Source organism: Streptomyces coelicoflavus, from assembly GCF_003112555.1.
GTDB lineage: Bacteria > Actinomycetota > Actinomycetes > Streptomycetales > Streptomycetaceae > Streptomyces > Streptomyces coelicoflavus.
Map to the genome: position 1 here is coordinate 100,728 of NZ_BEWB01000010.1, position 17,571 is coordinate 118,298.

Annotated in this window: 18 protein-coding genes and 1 tRNA gene; 6 read left to right on the plus strand and 13 right to left on the minus strand. The window is 72.3% G+C overall.

The features are described 5' to 3' along the window. Nucleotides 1–13 precede the first annotated feature (13 nt). Nucleotides 14–1,276 (minus strand): exo-beta-N-acetylmuramidase NamZ family protein, encoded by a 1,263-nt coding sequence (locus Sco07f_RS24270; protein WP_007388300.1) that lies wholly within the window; start codon nt 1,274–1,276, stop codon nt 14–16. 180 nt (nt 1,277–1,456) lie between these two features. Here Sco07f_RS24270 and Sco07f_RS24275 point away from each other — a divergent pair, with 180 nt between their 5' ends. Both Sco07f_RS24275 and Sco07f_RS24280 read left to right on the plus strand, forming a co-directional pair. Then, nucleotides 1,457–2,227, plus strand: a complete 771-nt coding sequence (locus Sco07f_RS24275; RefSeq protein ID WP_007388279.1) for an SDR family oxidoreductase — start codon at nt 1,457–1,459, stop codon at nt 2,225–2,227. A gap of 161 nt (nt 2,228–2,388) precedes the next feature. Beyond that, the gene (locus Sco07f_RS24280; RefSeq protein WP_007388278.1) at nt 2,389–2,982 is read left to right on the plus strand and encodes a TetR/AcrR family transcriptional regulator; all 594 of its coding nucleotides are present in this window, start codon (nt 2,389–2,391) and stop codon (nt 2,980–2,982) included. A gap of 50 nt (nt 2,983–3,032) precedes the next feature. Here Sco07f_RS24280 and Sco07f_RS24285 read toward each other — a convergent pair whose 3' ends face one another. The 6 genes from Sco07f_RS24285 to Sco07f_RS24310 form a co-directional block, all read right to left on the minus strand. Continuing rightward, nucleotides 3,033–4,247: an acyl-CoA dehydrogenase gene (locus Sco07f_RS24285; protein ID WP_108989198.1), complete on the minus strand. Its 1,215-nt coding sequence runs from the start codon at nt 4,245–4,247 to the stop codon at nt 3,033–3,035. Between the two features lie 6 nt (nt 4,248–4,253). Next, on the minus strand, nt 4,254–5,309 hold the full coding sequence (locus Sco07f_RS24290; RefSeq protein ID WP_087791802.1) for a phosphotransferase family protein: 1,056 nt from the start codon (nt 5,307–5,309) through the stop codon (nt 4,254–4,256). Nucleotides 5,310–5,423: 114 nt separating this feature from the next. Further along, nucleotides 5,424–5,753 (minus strand): DUF202 domain-containing protein, encoded by a 330-nt coding sequence (locus Sco07f_RS24295; RefSeq protein WP_007388297.1) that lies wholly within the window; start codon nt 5,751–5,753, stop codon nt 5,424–5,426. 2 nt (nt 5,754–5,755) lie between these two features. Then, entirely contained in the window at nt 5,756–6,148 is a 393-nt protein-coding gene (locus tag Sco07f_RS24300; protein WP_042822119.1) for a YidH family protein, read from the minus strand. Nucleotides 6,149–6,275: 127 nt separating this feature from the next. Then, nucleotides 6,276–6,797, minus strand: coding sequence for an NUDIX domain-containing protein (locus tag Sco07f_RS24305; protein ID WP_167468206.1), 522 nt, complete (start codon nt 6,795–6,797; stop codon nt 6,276–6,278). A 31-nt stretch (nt 6,798–6,828) separates the two neighbouring features. Continuing rightward, nucleotides 6,829–7,728 carry a DMT family transporter gene (locus Sco07f_RS24310; RefSeq protein WP_042822132.1) on the minus strand — a complete coding sequence of 300 codons (900 nt, stop codon included), beginning with the start codon at nt 7,726–7,728 and terminating at the stop codon, nt 6,829–6,831. A gap of 309 nt (nt 7,729–8,037) precedes the next feature. On the opposite strand from Sco07f_RS24310, the gene Sco07f_RS24315 reads away from it, so the two are divergent. Both Sco07f_RS24315 and Sco07f_RS24320 read left to right on the plus strand, forming a co-directional pair. Then, nucleotides 8,038–8,988: a hypothetical protein gene (locus tag Sco07f_RS24315; protein WP_167468207.1), complete on the plus strand. Its 951-nt coding sequence runs from the start codon at nt 8,038–8,040 to the stop codon at nt 8,986–8,988. 64 nt (nt 8,989–9,052) lie between these two features. Then, complete coding sequence (locus Sco07f_RS24320) at nt 9,053–10,591, plus strand: APC family permease (protein ID WP_108989200.1); 1,539 nt, start codon at nt 9,053–9,055, stop codon at nt 10,589–10,591. A gap of 80 nt (nt 10,592–10,671) precedes the next feature. Here Sco07f_RS24320 and Sco07f_RS24325 read toward each other — a convergent pair whose 3' ends face one another. From Sco07f_RS24325 to Sco07f_RS24340, 4 genes are all read right to left on the minus strand, one after another. Further along, nucleotides 10,672–11,730, minus strand: a complete 1,059-nt coding sequence (locus Sco07f_RS24325) for an L-idonate 5-dehydrogenase (protein ID WP_167468208.1) — start codon at nt 11,728–11,730, stop codon at nt 10,672–10,674. Between the two features lie 17 nt (nt 11,731–11,747). Further along, entirely contained in the window at nt 11,748–12,509 is a 762-nt protein-coding gene (locus Sco07f_RS24330; protein WP_108989202.1) for an SDR family oxidoreductase, read from the minus strand. A gap of 46 nt (nt 12,510–12,555) precedes the next feature. Continuing rightward, nucleotides 12,556–13,953, minus strand: a complete 1,398-nt coding sequence (locus Sco07f_RS24335) for a GntP family permease (protein WP_108989203.1) — start codon at nt 13,951–13,953, stop codon at nt 12,556–12,558. A gap of 90 nt (nt 13,954–14,043) precedes the next feature. Continuing rightward, nucleotides 14,044–14,571, minus strand: coding sequence for a gluconokinase (locus Sco07f_RS24340; RefSeq protein WP_007388290.1), 528 nt, complete (start codon nt 14,569–14,571; stop codon nt 14,044–14,046). A 136-nt stretch (nt 14,572–14,707) separates the two neighbouring features. On the opposite strand from Sco07f_RS24340, the gene Sco07f_RS24345 reads away from it, so the two are divergent. Then, nucleotides 14,708–15,409: a FadR/GntR family transcriptional regulator gene (locus Sco07f_RS24345; protein WP_007388275.1), complete on the plus strand. Its 702-nt coding sequence runs from the start codon at nt 14,708–14,710 to the stop codon at nt 15,407–15,409. A 48-nt stretch (nt 15,410–15,457) separates the two neighbouring features. Here the strand turns inward: Sco07f_RS24345 and Sco07f_RS24350 are convergent, their stop codons facing one another. Both Sco07f_RS24350 and Sco07f_RS24355 read right to left on the minus strand, forming a co-directional pair. Next, nucleotides 15,458–15,838, minus strand: coding sequence for a YchJ family protein (locus Sco07f_RS24350; RefSeq protein ID WP_108989325.1), 381 nt, complete (start codon nt 15,836–15,838; stop codon nt 15,458–15,460). 53 nt (nt 15,839–15,891) lie between these two features. After that, nucleotides 15,892–15,979, minus strand: a tRNA-Leu gene (locus tag Sco07f_RS24355). A 161-nt stretch (nt 15,980–16,140) separates the two neighbouring features. Between Sco07f_RS24355 and Sco07f_RS24360 the strand changes: the two genes are divergently transcribed. Next, nucleotides 16,141–17,466 carry a M20/M25/M40 family metallo-hydrolase gene (locus tag Sco07f_RS24360; RefSeq protein ID WP_007388274.1) on the plus strand — a complete coding sequence of 442 codons (1,326 nt, stop codon included), beginning with the start codon at nt 16,141–16,143 and terminating at the stop codon, nt 17,464–17,466. The last annotated feature ends 105 nt before the right edge of the window (nt 17,467–17,571 follow it).

Here is a 17,571-nt window from a genome sequence, read left to right on the forward strand (position 1 = left end):
GCCGGTACAGCGGTCACCTGTAGAGCAGGTACTGGCGGCGCGTCCTGCGGAACGCCGCCAGTTCCCGCTCCCAGCCGTGCACCACCTCGTCGGTGTCCGCGCCCGCGTCGATCATCGTGCGCACCTGCGTGGACCCGGTGAGCTTGTCGATCCAGTGGTCCGACCGCCAGGCGAAGCCGTCCCAGGTCCGCCTGGCGGTCACCAGCAGCGCGATCCCGGTGCGCACCGGGTCGAACGCGGCCCGGTCGTGCACGTGGAGCTGCACACCGCCGACGGTCCTGCCCGCGAACTTGGAGAAGGTGGGCGCGAAGTACGCCTCCCTGAACCGCACACCCGGCAGCCCGACCTCGTTCGCGGCGGCGGCCCAGCCCCCGTCGACGCCCTCCGCGCCCAGCAGTTCGAACGGGCGGGTCGTACCGCGCCCCTCGGAGAGGTTCGTGCCCTCGAACAGACAGGTCCCCGAGTACACCAGCGCACACTCCGGCGTCGGCATGTTCGGGCTCGGCGGCACCCAGGGCAGCCCGGAGACGTCGTAGAACTCGGAGCGCTTCCAGCCCGTCATCGTCACCGTCTCCAGCGGCACCGGCGCATCGAGGAACTCGCCGTTGAAGAGCAGCGCCAGCTCGGCGACCGTCATGCCGTGCGCCTGCGCGATCGGCTGCCGGCCGACGAAGGTGGCGAACTCCTTGTGCAGGACCGGGCCGAGGGCCGCCCGCCCGGTCACCGGGTTCGGCCGGTCCAGGACCACGAACCGCTTCCCCGCGAGCGAGGCCGCCTCCATGCAGTCGAACAGGGTCCAGATGTACGTGTAGAAGCGCGCGCCCACGTCCTGGATGTCGAAGACGACGGTGTCCACGCCGGACGCCGTGAACACGTCGGCGAGGGGCTGCCCGCTCTTCAGGTACGTGTCGTAGACGGGCAGTCCCGTCGCGGGGTCGTCGTAGCGCCCTTCGGAGCCGCCCGCCTGCGCCGTGCCGCGGAAGCCGTGCTCGGGCCCGAAGACGGCGGTCAGGTTCACTCGGTCGTCGGCGTGCATGACGTCGACGATGTGGCGCACGTCGCGGGTGATGCCGGTCGGGTTGGTGACGATGCCGACCTTCTGCCCGTCGAGCGGGGCGTAGCCGCCGTCGGCGAGGCGCTCGAATCCGGTGCGCAGCCGACGGCCCCCGTGCCCCGCGGGCGCCGCGTGTGCCGTGCCCGCCGACGCGGCGGCGGCGGTGGTTCCGGCCGCCACCGCGGCCGTCGTGGCGAGCAGATTACGTCTGGACAGCGTCATGCGGTGACCTCCGTGATCGCGGCGGGTGTCATGCGCACGCACGCTAACCCGCACCCCGGGCCGCGGGGAATGGAGTAGACCGCGGTTCGCCTCTTCCGTCGCACATACCGACTGGTTAGTCTGGCGCTGCCAGGGGAGAGCGAGCAGTGCCCGAGCCGTGTCGCGTGTCGAAGGAGACCGATGGTGGAAGCCGTGCAGGATGCCGGAGTCGTCGTCACCGGGGCGGGAGGCGGGATCGGGGCCGCGCTGGCCCGCCGCTTCGCCGCCGAGGGAGCCAGGGTCGTCGTCAACGACCTGGACGCCGACCGGGCGAAGGCCGTCGCCGACGAGATCGGCGGCACAGCGGTCCCCGGCGACGCCTCCGTGATCGTCTCCGAGGCCCGTGACGCGCTGGGCGGCACGGTCGACGTGTACTGCGCCAACGCGGGCGTCGGCTCCGGCGGCTCGGAGGCCGCGGAGGAGTCCGTCTGGGCGCTCGCCTGGGACGTCAACGTCATGGCCCACGTCCGCGCGGCCCACGAACTGCTCCCCGACTGGCTGGAGCGCGGCAGCGGCCGCTTCGTCTCCACCGTGTCGGCCGCCGGACTGCTCACCATGATCGGCGCCGCCCCCTACAGCGTCACCAAGCACGGCGCGTACGCCTTCGCCGAGTGGCTGTCCCTGACGTACCGCCACCGCGGGATCAAGGTCCACGCCATCTGCCCGCAGGGCGTGCGCACCGACATGCTGGCCGCCACCGGCGGCGCCGGCGACCTGGTGCTCCAGCCCACCGCCATCGAACCGCAGGACGTCGCGGACGCCCTGTTCAAGGGCATCGAGGAGGACCGCTTCCTCGTCCTCCCGCACCCCGAGGTCGCCGCGTACTACCAGGCGCGGGCCGCCGACCCCGACCGCTGGATGCACGGCATGAACCGGCTCCAGCGGCAGTGGGAGGAATCGACGGCCGGGTGACCGCCCGGCCCCGTGCCCGCCCGGCGCCCGCCCGCGCCGGGCCGCCCTGCCCGACGTGCCGGAGCCGGAAAGTGGGAAGATCCTCCGTCGGGAACGGCGTTCCCGTACGCAGCAGGACACGACAGTGAACGGACAGTGAAACGGAAAGGCAGGTGACGGCAGTGCCCAGGACCACGGACGGGGACGGCACTCCGGTGCCGCAGCGGCTCCTGGCCGCCGCCACCCGGCTCTTCGCCGAGCAGGGCTACGACCGCACCTCGGTGCAGGAGATCGTCGAGGCGGCAGGCGTCACCAAGGGGGCGCTCTACCACTACTTCGGCTCCAAGGACGACCTCCTGCACGAGGTGTACGCGCGCGTGCTGCGCCTCCAGCAGGAACGCCTGGACGCCTTCGCGGACGCCGACGAGCCGGTCGAGAAGCGGGTACGGGACGCGGCGGCCGACGTCGTCGTCACCACCATCGACAACCTCGACGACGCGTCGATCTTCTTCCGCTCCATGCACCAGCTCAGCCCGGAGAAGAACAAGCAGGTGCGCGCGGAGCGCCGGCGCTACCACGAACGCTTCCGCGCGCTGATCGAGGAGGGCCAGCGGACCGGCGTCTTCACCAAGGAGACCCCGGCCGACCTGGTGGTGGACTACCACTTCGGGTCCATCCACCACCTGTCCACCTGGTACCGCCCCGACGGCCCGCTCAGCCCGCAGGAGGTCGCCGACCACCTCGCCGACCTGCTGCTGCGCGCACTGCGCCCGTGACCCACGCGTGAGGCGACGGCCCCCGGGGAGTTCCGGGGGCGCCGCCCCGCTCAGAGGTACTTCTTGATCTCCCGGCGGGCCAGCGAACGCTGGTGCACCTCGTCCGGGCCGTCGGCGATCATCAGCGTCCGCGCACCCGCGTACAGCTCGGCCAGCGGGAAGTCCTGGCTCACGCCGCCCGCGCCGTGCAGCTGGATCGCCCGGTCGATGATGTCGACCACCGCGCGGGGCGTGGCGATCTTGATGGCCTGGATCTCGGTGTGCGCGCCCCGGTTGCCGACGGTGTCCATCAGCCAGGCGGTCTTCAGCACCAGCAGCCGCAGCTGCTCCACGGTGACCCGGGCGTCCGCGATCCAGTTGTGCACCACGCCCTGCTGTGCCAGCGCCTTGCCGAAGGCCTCGCGGGACACCGCGCGGCGGCACATCAGCTCGATCGCCCGCTCGGCCATGCCGATCAGCCGCATGCAGTGGTGGATGCGGCCGGGACCGAGCCGCGCCTGGGCGATGGCGAAGCCGCTGCCCTCCTCGCCGATCAGGTTCGACACCGGCACGCGCGCGTGGTCGAAGGTCACCTCGGCGTGGCCGCCGTGGTAGTGGTCCTCGTAGCCGAAGACCTGCATGGCGCGATTCACCGTCACGCCGGGCGTGTCGCGCGGGACCAGCACCATGGACTGCTGGCGGCGGATGTCCGCGCCGTCCGGGTCGGTCTTGCCCATCACGATGAAGATCTTGCAGTCCGGGTTCATCGCCCCGGAGATGTACCACTTGCGGCCCGTGACGACGTACTCGTCACCCTCGCGCTCGATGTGCGTGGTGATGTTCGTGGCGTCCGAGGAGGCCACGTCCGGCTCGGTCATCGCGAACGCCGAGCGGATCTCACCCGCGAGCAGCGGCTCCAGCCACTGCTTCCGCTGGGCCTCGTCGGCGAACTGGGCCAGCACCTCCATGTTCCCGGTGTCCGGCGCCGCGCAGTTCGTCGCGGTCGGCGCCAGCTGCGGGCTGCGGCCGGTGATCTCGGCGAGCGGGGCGTACTGGAGGTTGGTGAGGCCGGCGCCGTGCTCGGCGTCGGGGAGGAAGAGGTTCCACAGGCCCTGGCGGCGTGCCTCGGCCTTGAGGTCCTCCACGACCTGCGGGGTGTCCCACGGGGAGGCCAGCCGGGCGCGCTGCTCGTGGGCGGTCTGTTCGGCCGGGTAGACGTACTCGTCCATGAAGGCGAGCAGCCGGGCGCGGAGTTCCTCGGTGCGTGCGTCGTAGGCGAAGTCCATGGCGGGTCAGCCCTTCTGGAGGGTGGTCAGGCCGTGCTCGATGAAGACGGGGACGAGGTCGCCGATGCGGTCGAAGCCGCGGCCGACCGTCTGGCCCAGCGTGTAGCGGTAGTGGATGCCCTCCAGGATCACGGCGAGCTTGAACCACGCGAACGCCGTGTACCAGGCGACCGCGGTGACGTCGCGCCCCGAGCGGGCGGCGTACCGCTCGATCAGTTCGGCGGGGGCGGGGTGGCCGGGGGCCTGGGCGGTGGTGGAGACGGGGGAGTCGGGCATGCCGAGCGGGCTGCTGTACATCACCAGCAGGCCGAGGTCGGTCAGCGGGTCGCCGAGCGTGGACATCTCCCAGTCGAGGATCGCCCTGATCCTGCTTCTCGCGCCGTTCCCGTCGCCGTTCTCGCCGTTCTCGTCACCGATGAGGACGTTGTCGAGGCGGTAGTCGCCGTGCACGACGGTCGGTGCGGGGGAGCGCGGCAGTTCCCGGCCGAGCGTGGCGTGCAGCTCGTCGATGCCGGCCAGGTCGCGGTTGCGGGAGGCGTCGAGCTGCTTGGCCCAGCGGCGCAGCTGGCGGTCCAGGAAGCCCTCGGGGCGGCCGAAGTCCGCGAGGCCCACCCGGTCGGGGTCCACCGCGTGCAGGTGGACCAGTGTGTCGACGAGGTCCAGCACGGCGGCGCGGGTGCGCTCGGGCCCGAGGGGGGCGAGCTGCTCGGCGGTGCGGTACGGGGTGCCGTCCACGAACTCCATCACGTAGAACGGTGCCCCCAGCACCTCCTCGTCCTCGCACAGCAGCACCGGGCGCGGCACCGGCACGTCCGTCGGGTGCAGCGCGCTGATGACGCGGTGCTCGCGCCGCATGTCGTGCGCGGTGGCCAGGACGTGGCCGAGCGGGGGGCGCCGTACCACCCAGCGGGCGGTGCCGTCCGAGACGGCGTAGGTGAGGTTCGACCGTCCGCCCTCGATCAGCCGGCCGGACAGCGGACCGGTCACCAGGCCGGGCCGCTCGCGGTCGAGCAGGACGCGCAACCGGTCGAGATCGAGTCCGGGCGGGTGGTCGGGGCTCATCGGCTCTCCCTGGGGCAGGCGAACAGTACCCGACATATGATGCCGACCGGTCGGTATGCCGTCCAGTGGGCGGACGGAACGTGATCGGCGTTACGGGCGGGCCGGCGCCGTTCCTCAGAGGACGAGGAGCGCCCCGCAGACGGCGAGGGCGAGGATGCACAGGGTGGCGGCGGTGACGCGCGGCGGGGTGATCGCCGGGGGTCTGCTCGCCTCGGCGAGGGCGCGGATACGGCCGTGCGCGATCCGGACGAAGGCGAGCCACAGGGCACAGCACAGGGCGGCGGCCAGCACCGAGAGGGTCGTCGCGCCGCCGTGCAGCGCCGCCTTCACGGCGAGTACGGCGACGACCGTGCCGGACAGCGTGGTGCGGCGCCAGGCGAGCCGGGTGCGCTCCGGCTGGAGCCCGGGGTCGCGGTCCGCGGGTGCCGCGTCGGCGCCGGGCACGCTCAGCCCTCCCAGCCGACGAGGACCACGACGACCATCACGACGGCGACGACCGCCACGACCAGGCTGAGCAGTGCCGGGAAACGGGAGACGGGCAGGTCCTCGCCCCGGCGCATGGCGCGTTCGCAGCGCGCCCAGTGGTTCACGGCCCGCAGCGAGCACACCACGCCGGCGGCGAGCAGCGCGAGCGCGAGCCCGACCCGCCAGCCCCACCGCAGGTCGGGCAGGAACTGATCCACCGCGAACCCGCCGCCGATCAGCGCGAGGGCGGTACGCAGCCAGGCCAGGAACGTACGCTCGTTGGCCAGCGAGAACCGGTAGTCGGGGGTCCGCCCTTCCCGCCGCACCTCCTCAGGCGCAAACCACAACCGAACACTCCGCACAAATTCACTCACCCAGGGACCCTATCCGGCACTCCCGCCGCCACCGCGGGCAGTCGTCCGCCGGAGGCACCCCGCCACGCCGGGCCGCGCACCCGCCCCCGCGCCCACCGCGACACCAATCACCCGAACGCACCCCGGTTCAGCGAACGCCCCGCCAGGCCCGCAGCCGCGCATACGCCGCCACCCCGTCCGGCACGAACTCCCACACCCCCTCCCCGACCCGCCCCTCCAGCTCCCCCTCGGAGAGAAACGCGTACCAGTCCACCTCCTCCACCTGCGGAGACACCGCCCCCGCCACCCGCACCTCGTACACCGCCGACCACCACGTCCGCCCACCCCCGTCGTCGTACAGGAACTTGAACAGGAACTCCGGCCGCGGCAGCCCGCTCACCCCCAGCTCCTCCTCCGCCTCCCGCAGCGCCGCGTCGTCGTAGGACTCACCCGCGCCGACCACCCCGCCGACGAACATGTCGTACAACGCGGGAAACACCAGCTTCGAAGCCGTACGGCGATGGACGAAGACCCGCCCCTCGGGGTCCCGGGCCCACACGAACACGCACCGGTGCCGCAGCCCGCGGGCGTACACGTCGCCCCGCCGGGCCCGCCCGACGACGCGGTCGTCCTCGTCGACGACGTCGAGAATCTCGTCAGCAGAACTCATCCCCCCATCCAAACAGCGGACGGCGCAGGCCTCAGCTCCGCTCCAGCGCCCGTTCGCGCCCGCTCTCGCCCGTCCCCGTGCCCTGCGGCAGCGCCGGATGCAGCCCCAGCAGGACGATGCCCACCACGATCGCCGCGAGACCGGCCGCCTCCCACGCGAGGGCGCCGGCGTCGGTGCGCAGCCGGTCGCCGAGGAAACCGACCCCGCAGACGATGCCCGCCAGCGGCTGGGCCGCCGTCAGCGCGGGCAGCGACCTGCGCAGGGGTGCCGTCTCGAAGGCGCTCTGGACCAGGACCAGACCGGTGATGCCGAGCACCACCACGGCGTACGGCTGCCAGCCCGTCAGCAGCTCCGACAGGCCGCCCGCCGAGAAGCGCCGGCCGCTGACCCGGGTCAACGCGTCCTGCACCCCGTACACCAGGCCGGCGGCCAGGGCCAGCAGCGCCGGACCCCAGGTCAGCCGTAGGCGGCCGGCGCACAGCGTGAGCAGGAGCGCCAGGCCCAGCATCACGCCGACGATCAGCCAGTGCCGTACCGGGTCGGTCACCGCGCTGCCCCCGCGCGGCTCGCCCGCGACGATGAACGCGCTCACCCCGCCCGCGAGCAGGGCGAGGCCGGCCCAGCCCTGGCGGCCCAGCGGCTGCCGGGTCTGCACGCGGGACAGCGCGAGGGCGAAGAGGAGGTTCGTCGCCAGGAGGGGTTCCACCAGCGTGAGTTCACCGCCGCCCAGCGCGATCGCACCGAGGACCAGACCGGCCACCATCAGCCCCATGCCGGCCAGCCAGCGCGGCACCCGCACGAGGTCGAGCAGGAGGCGGGGCGAGAGGAAGTCGCCCAGCGGGGCACGCTCGGCCGCGTTCTGCTGGAGGACGAAACCGAAACCCAGACAGCACGCGGCGCACACGGCGAGAACGAGAACCAGAACCGACACGCTGCGTACCTCGATCGTCAGTCGGGTCACGGGGGCGTCGCGGCCGACTCTAGTGCGGGTGGCCGCCGGGTGCCGGGCGAGCGGCGCATTCGGGGGCACGGGCCGGCGACGGGCGCCGGACACGCGGACGGCGACCGCCGATCGGCACAAGTTCCCCTGCTGTAACGCGAGTTGACGCGTGTAACGGGCCGGATCCTCTTGACGTCAAGCCTTGGCTGCCGGTTTGCTGTGCGTGATCAGTTCATGGCAATCCGGTCATGGCAGTCCGGCTACGACGACCTACCGCGTCGCGTGAGGAAGTTTCCCGCGGTGTCCCCACCCCCGCCTCCCCTCGGCCGCGGCCGCAAACGCGCGGCCCAGACCTTCGACGAGGCCCTCGACGACGCCGAACTCGCCGCCGCACGTGCCGCGTTGGCCCAGGGGCGCTGGCAGTCCGTCCGGTCCCTGCTGGTCCACACGGGTGACGACTGGGACCGCCGGGGGCACCGGGTGTCCGTCCTGGCGCGCGAATCCCACTGCGCGCCCTGGGCCCGCGAGTGGCTGCTCGCCGACCCCGGCTCCGCCGACGCGTCGGTGCTGCTCGCCTTCGCCCTGGTCCACCGCGCCCTGCGGGGCAAGGAGAAGCCCGCGCGGGTCCGCGAGGCGTGCCGGGACGCCGCGGCCCTCGTGCCGGACGATCCCACGCCCTGGCTCGGGCTGCTCGTGCTGGAACGCTCGCTGGGCACCGACCAGGACGCCGTCCGCGTCTTCGACGAGGTGCGCGGACGGTACGCCGACCACCACCACGCCCACCACCTGATGGTGGCCCGGCTCGCCGAGCGCGGCGTCGACGGCGGCTCCGACCCGCTGCACGAGGTGTACGACTTCGCCAACTGGGCCGCCGAGCAGGCCCCCGCCGACTCCCCGCTGGCCATCCTCCCGGTCGTCGCGCACGCCGAGCGCTACCGGGTGCTGGCCGCCGCCGGGCACGAGTCGCCCGACCCGGCCGCCTCGGGCCACTGGGTCGGCCGGCGCGCCCGGCTGGTGATGAAGGCGGCCTTCGACTGGTGGCTGGAATGGGAGCAGGACGGCCACCCGCGCCGGCTGATCGACCTCAACTTCCTCGCCCACGCCAAGTCCTGCGAGGGCCGCGGCGCCGAGGCCGCCGCGCTGTTCCACCGCATCGGCGAGCACGCCACGCCGGCCCCGTGGTCCTACCCGGACCGCGACCCGTTCGCCGCCTTCCGGGCCGCCCGCGAGGGCGCGCTCGGCACGGCCTGACCGCCCGGAAGACCCGACGCACACCACCCCGCACGAAAGCCACACGAGAGAGGGACGTCCTGCGATGACCACGGGCAGTTCGAGTACGAGCAGATCCGCGAGCGGTGGAGCCATCAGCACCTTCAAGGGCGAGGAGCGCGCCCTGCGCGCCGACCGGCTGGGCACGGGAGGACTGCTCCTGTCCGTGCTCGCCGCCACCGCCCCGCTGATGGTGGTCGCGGGCGTCATGCCCACCACCTTCGCGGTCATGGGCATCGTCGGACAGCCCCTGCTCTTCGTGGTGCTCGGCGTGGTGCTGATCCTGTTCAGCATCGGGTACGCCGAGATGAGCCGGCACGTCCACAACGCGGGCGCCTTCTACGCGTACATCTCCCGGGGCCTGGGCGGTACCGCCGGCGCGGGCGCCGCCCTGGTCGCGCTGGTCGCCTACAACGCCCTCCAGGTCGGCATCTACGGCATCTTCGGCTTCGAGGTCTCCGGCCTGCTGTCCACCTACGCCGACCTCGACGTGGCCTGGTGGATCCCGGCCCTGCTGGCGGTCCTCGCGGTCGGCGCGCTGGGCTGGCTGAAGATCGACGTCAACGCGCGCGTGCTGGGCGTCCTGCTGCTCATCGAGGTCGTCCTCGTGGTGGTGTTCGACATCGCCGCCGTCGCCGACCCGGGCGCACAGGGCCTGTCGTTGCACGCCTTCAACCCGGACACCCTGACCGGCGCCGGGGTCGGCACCGCGCTCTGCTTCTGCATCGCCGCCTTCCTCGGCTTCGAGCAGGCACCGGTGTACGCCGAGGAGACCAGCCGGCCGCACGTACTGGTTCCGCGTGTCATGTTCCTGGCGGTCGCGGGGGTCGCCGTCTTCTTCGCGCTCAGCAGCTGGGCCCTGACCGTGGCCACCGGACCCGACAGGATCGTCGGCACCGCGCGGGAGCAGAGCGCCGGACTGCTGTTCTTCCTGACCGAGTCACGGCTCGGCGGCACCTTCACCGACGTCCTGCACGTCCTGTTCGTCACCGGCATGTTCGCCGCCCTGCTCAGCTTCCACAACGTCGTCGCCCGGTACGCCTTCGCCATGGGCCGCGAGGGCCTGCTGCCCGCCGCCTTCGGACGGACCAGCGGCACCAGCGGCGCGCCCGGCACCGGCTCGCTGCTCCAGACCGCCGTGTCCGCGGTCGTCGTCATCGGCTTCGCGATCGCCGACGACAAGCCGAACGGCGACCCCACCCAGCCCGTGCTGCACCTGTTCACCTGGGGCGGCAACATCGGGGCCCTCGGCGTGATCGTGCTGATGGCCGCCGCCTCGTTCTCCGTCGTGGCCTTCTTCGTCCGGCGCGGCGCCGCCGGGGCCCAGGGCGTACGCCTGGTCACCTCCACCGTCGCGGGCCTCGCCCTGCTGGTGATCGCCGGCTACACGGTCAAGGACTTCGACGTGCTCGTCGGCGCGGGACCCGGCTCCGCCCTCAGCTGGGTGCTGCCCGGCATCATCGGCCTCGCCGCGGTCGCCGGCGTGGTGCAGGGTCTGCTCCTGCGCTCCCGCGCCCCCGAACGGCACGCCCGCATCGGCCAGGGCAACGAGGCGTTCCAACTGGACAAGGCCGCCTCCTCCTGACCGGGGGAGGGGCGGCCTTGGGGGTGTCCGGGCTCCGGCGTCTCGTGAGTCGGAGCCCGAACATGCGGGGCGTGCCGGACTCAGCCGGCCGGAGCCGCGCCGAAGTCCAGCAGCACCTTGCAGGACCGGCTCCGGTCCGCGGCCAGCTCGAACGCCGACGCCGCGTCCCGCACCGGCACCACCGCGCTGACCAGCGCGTCGAACGCGGGCTCGGCCGCGAGCAGGCGCAGCGCGTCGTCGAACTCGCCGTCGAAGCGGAACGCCCCGCGCAGCTCGATCTCCCGGCTCACCACCAGGTTCCCGGGGAAGGGGCTCTGCCCCGGCGGCAGCATGCCGAGCTGGACGACCACACCGCCGCGCCGCACCAGCCGCAGACAGGTGTCGAGACCCGCGGCCACCCCGGAGGCCTCGACGGCCGTGTCCACCTCTCCCGGCCAACCGGAGTCGTCCGGGTCGTCGGCCCGTACGAGGGTGTCGGCACCGGCCGCCCGCGCGTACTCCAGAGCCGCGGGCAGCAGGTCCGTCACCGTCACGCGTGCCGCGCCCGCCGCCTTCGCCGCCGCGACCACCAGGCACCCGATCGGCCCGGCGCCGGTGACCAGCACGTGCCGGCCCGTCAGGTCCCCGGCCCGGCGCACGGCGTGCAGGGCGACGGACAGGGGCTCGGCGAGCGCGCCCCGGCGCGGGTCCAGTCCGGCCGGGAGGGCGCGCACCTGCTCGGCGGGGACGACGATCCGCGCCGCGAATCCGCCCTGGACGTGCGGGAACCGGGCCGCGCTGCCCAGGTAACGGGTGTCCCGGCAGACGTTGCGCCGTCCGTCCACGCACTCCGGACACACCCCGCACGGGGTCGCCGGGTGCACGGCGACGGACGCACCGGCCGCCGGACGCGGCCCACCCGCCGGACCGGCGGTGTCCGGGGAGCCGTACGCCACGAGCGTCCCGACCACCTCGTGCCCGAGCAGCATCGGCTCCCGCAGGCGGAAGTCGCCGACGCCGCCGTGCCGCCAGTAGTGCAGGTCGGAGCCGCAGACACCGCCGTAGCGGACCGCGACCAGCGCCTCGCCGGGACCGGGCACGGGGGAGGGCACGTCCTCCACCCGCAGGTCACCCGCGCCGTGGATCACGCAGCCCGGCACGGAAGCCTCCCGCGCGCTCACAGGACGCTCGTCATTCCGCCGTCGACGTACAGGATCTGTCCGCCGACGAAGTCCGCCGCGGGCGAGGCGAGGAACAGCAGCCCGCCCACCAGGTCCTCCGTACGGCCCCACCGGCCGGCCGGAGTGCGCCCGCGCACCCAGGTGCTGAACTTCTCGTCCTCGACCAGCGGCCGGGTCAGCTCGGTCTCGATGTAGCCGGGGCCGAGCCCGTTGACCTGGACGCCGTACGGGCCCCAGTCGGCGCACATGCCCTTGGTGAGCATCTTGAGCGCGCCCTTGGTGGCGGCGTAGGGCGCGATGCCCGGGCGGACCACCTCGCTCTGCAGCGAGCAGATGTTGACGATCTTGCCGTGGCCGCGTTCCGTCATCCGGCGCGCCGCCTCCCGGCCCACCAGGAAGGCGCTGGTGAGATTGGTGTCCAGGACGCGGTGCCAGTCCGTGTCCGCGAACTCCAGCAGGGGAGCCCGGAGCTGCATCCCGGCGTTGTTGACCAGGATGTCGAGCGGACCCACCCGCTCCTCGACCTCCGCGATCCCGGCGGCCACGGACGGACCGTCGGTCACGTCGAACACCGCCGTGCGGACCTCGCCGGGAAGTCCGGCGGCGGCCTCGGCGAGACGGTCGCCGTCGCGTCCGTTGAGGACCACCCGGCAGCCGGCCTCCGCGAGGCCCCGGGCCAGGGCCAGCCCGATGCCCCGGCTGGAGCCGGTCACCAGGGCGGTGCGCCCGCCGATGTCGAAGAGGGGGTGGGCCGTCATCGTCGTACTCCCGTTCCTGCTCGCTGGTACTGGATGCCTGGTGCGGCTATATGACCAGGGACAACAGCAGCACCAGGGCACCGGCGACCACCGAGATGATCGTCTCCATGACGGACCAGGTCTTGATGGTCTGGCCGACGTTCAGCCCGAAGTACTCCTTCACCAGCCAGAAGCCGGCGTCGTTGACGTGGCTGAAGAAGAGCGAACCGGCGCCGATGGCCAGGACCAGCAGAGCGGCGTGCGTGGTCGACATGTCGGCCGCCAGCGGCGCGACCAGGCCGGCCGCCGAGACGGTCGCGACCGTCGCCGAACCGGTCGCCAGCCGGATCGCCACCGCGATCAGCCAGGCCAGCAGCAGCGCCGGGATCGACCAGTCCTTGGAGATCTCCAGGATCATCTGGCCCACGCCGGAGTCGATCAGCGTCTGCTTGAAGCCGCCGCCCGCGCCGACGATCAGGAGGATGCCGGCGATGGGCGCGAGGCCCTTCTCGACCAGGCCGGTCAGACGGTCCTTGCCGAACCCGGCGGGCCGCAGCAGCGTGAAGATACCGACGATCACGGAGACCAGCAGGGCGATCAGCGGGTTGCCGATGACGTCGAAGGTGCGCTGCACCACGTTCTCCGGGTCGTCGACGACGATGTCGACGAGCGCCTTCAGCAGCATCAGCACGACCGGCAGCAGGATCGTGGCCAGGGTGGCACCGAAGCCGGGGCGCTTGTCCAGCTGCTCGGAGGCGCGCTGCGGGATCATGCGGTCGGGGGCCGGGACGTCCACCCAGCGGGCCGCGTACTTCGAGAACACCGGACCGGCGATGATCACCGTCGGGATCGCGATCAGCACGCCCAGCGCCAGGGTCACACCGAGGTTGGCGTCCACCGCGTCGATGGCGACCAGCGGACCGGGGTGCGGCGGGACCAGACCGTGCATCACGGACAGACCGGCCAGCGCCGGGATGCCGATCCGCATCAGGGAGTAGTTGCCGCGCTTGGCGACCATCAGGACCACCGGGATCAGCAGCACGATGCCGACCTCGAAGAACAGCGGCAGCCCGATGACCGAGGCGATCAGCACCATCATCCACGGCATCGAGCGGCGCGTCGCCCTGGCGAGGATGGTGTCCACGATCTGGTCGGCGCCGCCGGAGTCGGCGAGCATCTTGCCGAGGATCGCACCGAGGGCGATCAGGACGCCGACGCCCGCGACGGTGGAGCCGAGTCCGGAGGTGAAGCTGGTGATGACCTTGTCCAGCGGAGCCCCGGCGAAGGCGCCGAGCGCCAGCGACCCGATGGTCAGCGACAGGAAGGCATGCAGCTTGAACTTGGTGATGAGCAGGACGATGACGGCGATGCCCAGGAGCACGGCGATGCCCAGCTGGGCGTGGCCCGCCGAGGTGATCGGCTCGACGGGGTCCGCTGCCAGCATCTCGACGCTGAGTCTGGTCACGGTGGTTCCCTTGCGGTGATGGGGATTGGGGGGATGCGGGGCCGTGCGCGCGGAGGGCGGCACGACCCCGGGGGAGGTGGGTGCGGGGGGTTACCGGACCGGCTCGGGAAGACCCTTCAGGGCGTCGGCCGCCCGTGCGGTGATCTCCTCGGGGGTGCCGGAGACGTCCACCGCGACTCCCGCCTCGTCCGGCTCCAGCGGCTGGAGCGTGGCGAACTGGGAGTCGAGCAGGGCCGTCGGCATGAAGTGGCCCTCACGGTGCGACATCCGGTCCTCGATCAGCTCACGGCTGCCCGTGAGGTGCACGAAGACGACACCGGGAGCGGCGGCCCGCAAGCGGTCGCGGTACGACCGCTTCAGCGCGGAACTGCTCACCACCCCACCGAGCCCGGCCCGCCCGTGCGCCCAGTCGCCGATGGCGTCCAGCCAGGGCCAGCGGTCCTCGTCGGTGAGCGGGGTGCCGGCCGTCATCTTGGCGATGTTGGCCGGCGGGTGGAAGTCGTCGCCCTCGGCGTAGGGAACGCCGAGCCGGGCCGCGAGCAGGGGACCGATGGTGGTCTTCCCGGTGCCCGCGACGCCCATGACCACGACCACGTGGGGGGTGTGCAGTTGCTGCATCGCACTCTCGCTGTCTGCTGTCTTCGTCGACACCTGATGTCGACGCAACTGAAACTCATTGGTACGACAACTTCAAGAGTCTGTGACATATAAGTCTGACTTTTTGTTCCCGTGATCTGCCCCGTACGCTGAGTGCATGAGCACACCGGGCCGGGGGCTGCACGGCCGCGTACTGGACACCCTCGGCCCCGCGATCACAGCGGGCGAATACCCCGCGGGCAGCGTGCTGCGCACGGACGAGCTCGCCCAGCGTTTCGAGGTGTCGCGCTCGGTGATGCGGGAGGCGGTCCGGGTGCTGGAGTCCATGCACCTCGTCGAGTCCCGCCGCCGCGTCGGCGTCACCGTCCTCGCCGAGTGCGAGTGGAACGTCTACGACCCGCAGGTCATCCGCTGGCGCCTGGCCGGCTCCGAGCGTCCCCGGCAGCTGCGCTCCCTGACCGTGCTGAGGTCGGCCGTCGAACCGGTGGCCGCGGGCCTGGCGGCGCGGCTCGCGACGCCCGAGCAGTGCGCCGAGCTGACCGAGTGCGCGCTCGGCATGGTCGCCAACTCACGCGGTCACCGGCTGGAGGAGTACCTCTTCCACGACGTGGCCTTCCACCGCGTCGTCCTCACCGCCTCCGGCAACGAGATGTTCGCCCGCCTCGGCGGCGTCGTCGCGGAGGTCCTGGCCGGCCGCACCCACCACGACGTGATGTTCGAGGACCCCGACCCGGCCGCCGTCACCCTGCACGTCCAGGTCGCCGAGGCGGTCCGCGCCCGTGACGCCGAGCGCGCGGAGCGGCTGACCCGGGAGATCACCGAGGGGGCGCTGCAGGAGCTGGACATCCTGGCGCCGTAGAGAGCCGCGGAGAGCCGCGGTGTGCCGGGGGGTGCCGGGGGAGCGGCGTCAGTCGAGGAACTCCCCGTCCACGTACACCCACGCCCCGTCCACCCGCTCGAACCGGCTCCGCTCGTGCAGCGAGCCGCCCCGGTAGGACGCCCGGAACGTCACGGTCCCGGTGGCGTGGAAGGCGGAGCCGTCGGCCGTGCCCAGGATCTCCAGGCCGGTCCACCGCATGCCCGCGTCCAGGTCCAGCCGCGCCGGCCGCGTCCGCGGGTGCCAGGTGCGCAGCAGATAGCCCGCGTCCTGCCTCACGAAGGCGCTGTAGCGCGAGCGCATCAGAGCCTCGGCGGTCGGGGCGGCGGCGGTCCCGGCGTGGAACCGGCCGCAGCACGTCTCGTACGGCTCGGACCGGCCGCAGGGGCAGGAGAGGGTGGGCGTGGGCATGGCGTCCACTGTAGGGGAAAAGCAGAAAACCCCTGCTCAGCAGGGGTTCTCACTGGTGTCCGAGGGGGGACTTGAACCCCCACGCCCGATAAAGGGCACTAGCACCTCAAGCTAGCGCGTCTGCCATTCCGCCACCCGGACAAGGTGTCTGTCGCGCGGGGTGTTCCCCTTGGCGACGACGTAAACATTACCAGGCTTTCCGGGGTGGCCGATCACCCCCTCCTTGGGTCCGGACGGCCGCAGGGGGAGGATGAGGGGGACCCAGGAGCAGGAACATCGGCAGCGACAGCGGGAGGAACCACGTGAGCGACTCGGGCACGGCCAGGAGCGTCACCGGCGAGGACGAGGTCGTCGACCTCTGCCGCGAGCTGATCCGGATCGACACCAGCAACTACGGCGACCACTCGGGCCCCGGCGAGCGCAAGGCGGCCGAGTACGTCGCCGAGAAGCTCGCCGAGGTGGGACTGGAGCCGAAGATCTTCGAGTCCCACCCCGGACGCGCCTCCACGGTGGCCCGGATCGAGGGCGAGGACCCGTCCCGGCCCGCACTGCTCATCCACGGCCACACCGACGTCGTCCCGGCCAACGCGGACGACTGGACCCATCACCCCTTCTCCGGGGAGGTCGCCGACGGGTGCGTGTGGGGGCGCGGTGCCGTCGACATGAAGGACATGGACGCGATGACCCTCGCGGTCGTGCGCGACCGGCTGCGCAGCGGGCGCAAGCCCCCGCGGGACATCGTCCTCGCGTTCCTCGCCGACGAGGAGGCCGGCGGCACGTACGGCGCCCGCCACCTCGTGGACAACCACCCCGACCTGTTCGAGGGCGTCACCGAGGCGATCAGCGAGGTGGGCGGCTTCTCCTTCACCGTGAACGAGCAGCGCCGCCTCTACCTGATCCAGACGGCCGAGAAGGGCATCCACTGGATGAAGCTGACGGTGGCCGGCACCGCGGGGCACGGATCGATGATCCACCGCGACAACGCCATCACCGAGCTGTCGGAGGCCGTCGCGCGCCTCGGACGGCACAAGTTCCCCGTCCGCGTCACCAAGACCACCCGGGCCTTCCTCGACGAACTCGGCGACGCGCTCGGCACCGACCTCGACCCGGAGAACATGGAGGGCACGCTCGCCAAGCTCGGCGGCATCGCCAAGCTCATCGGCGCGACCCTCAGCAACACCGCCAACCCGACCCAGCTGGGCGCCGGTTACAAGGTCAACGTCATCCCCGGCGAGGCCACCGCACACGTCGACGGACGCTATCTGCCCGGGTACGAGGAGGAGTTCCTCGCCGACGTCGACCGCATCCTCGGACCGCACGTGCGGCGCGAGGACGTGCACGCCAACAAGGCCGTCGAGACCACCTTCGACGGCGCGCTGGTCGACGCGATGCAGTCCGCGCTGGTGGCCGAGGACCCGGCCGCGAAGGCGGTCCCCTACATGCTCTCCGGCGGCACGGACGCCAAGTCCTTCGACGAACTCGGCATCCGGGGCTTCGGCTTCGCGCCGCTCAAGCTGCCGCCGGAGCTGGACTTCGCGGGCATGTTCCACGGCGTCGACGAGCGGGTTCCGGTGGAAGGACTCCAGTTCGGCGTGCGGGTGCTCGACCGTTTCATCGACGCGTCCTGAAACGCCGGTGTGGGCGCGTCCCGAATCGGCCGTGTGTGCGGGAGGCGACCGGGACGAGTGAATGCACTCATAAGCTCGTAGCCTCATTACTCCCTCCTCGTTACA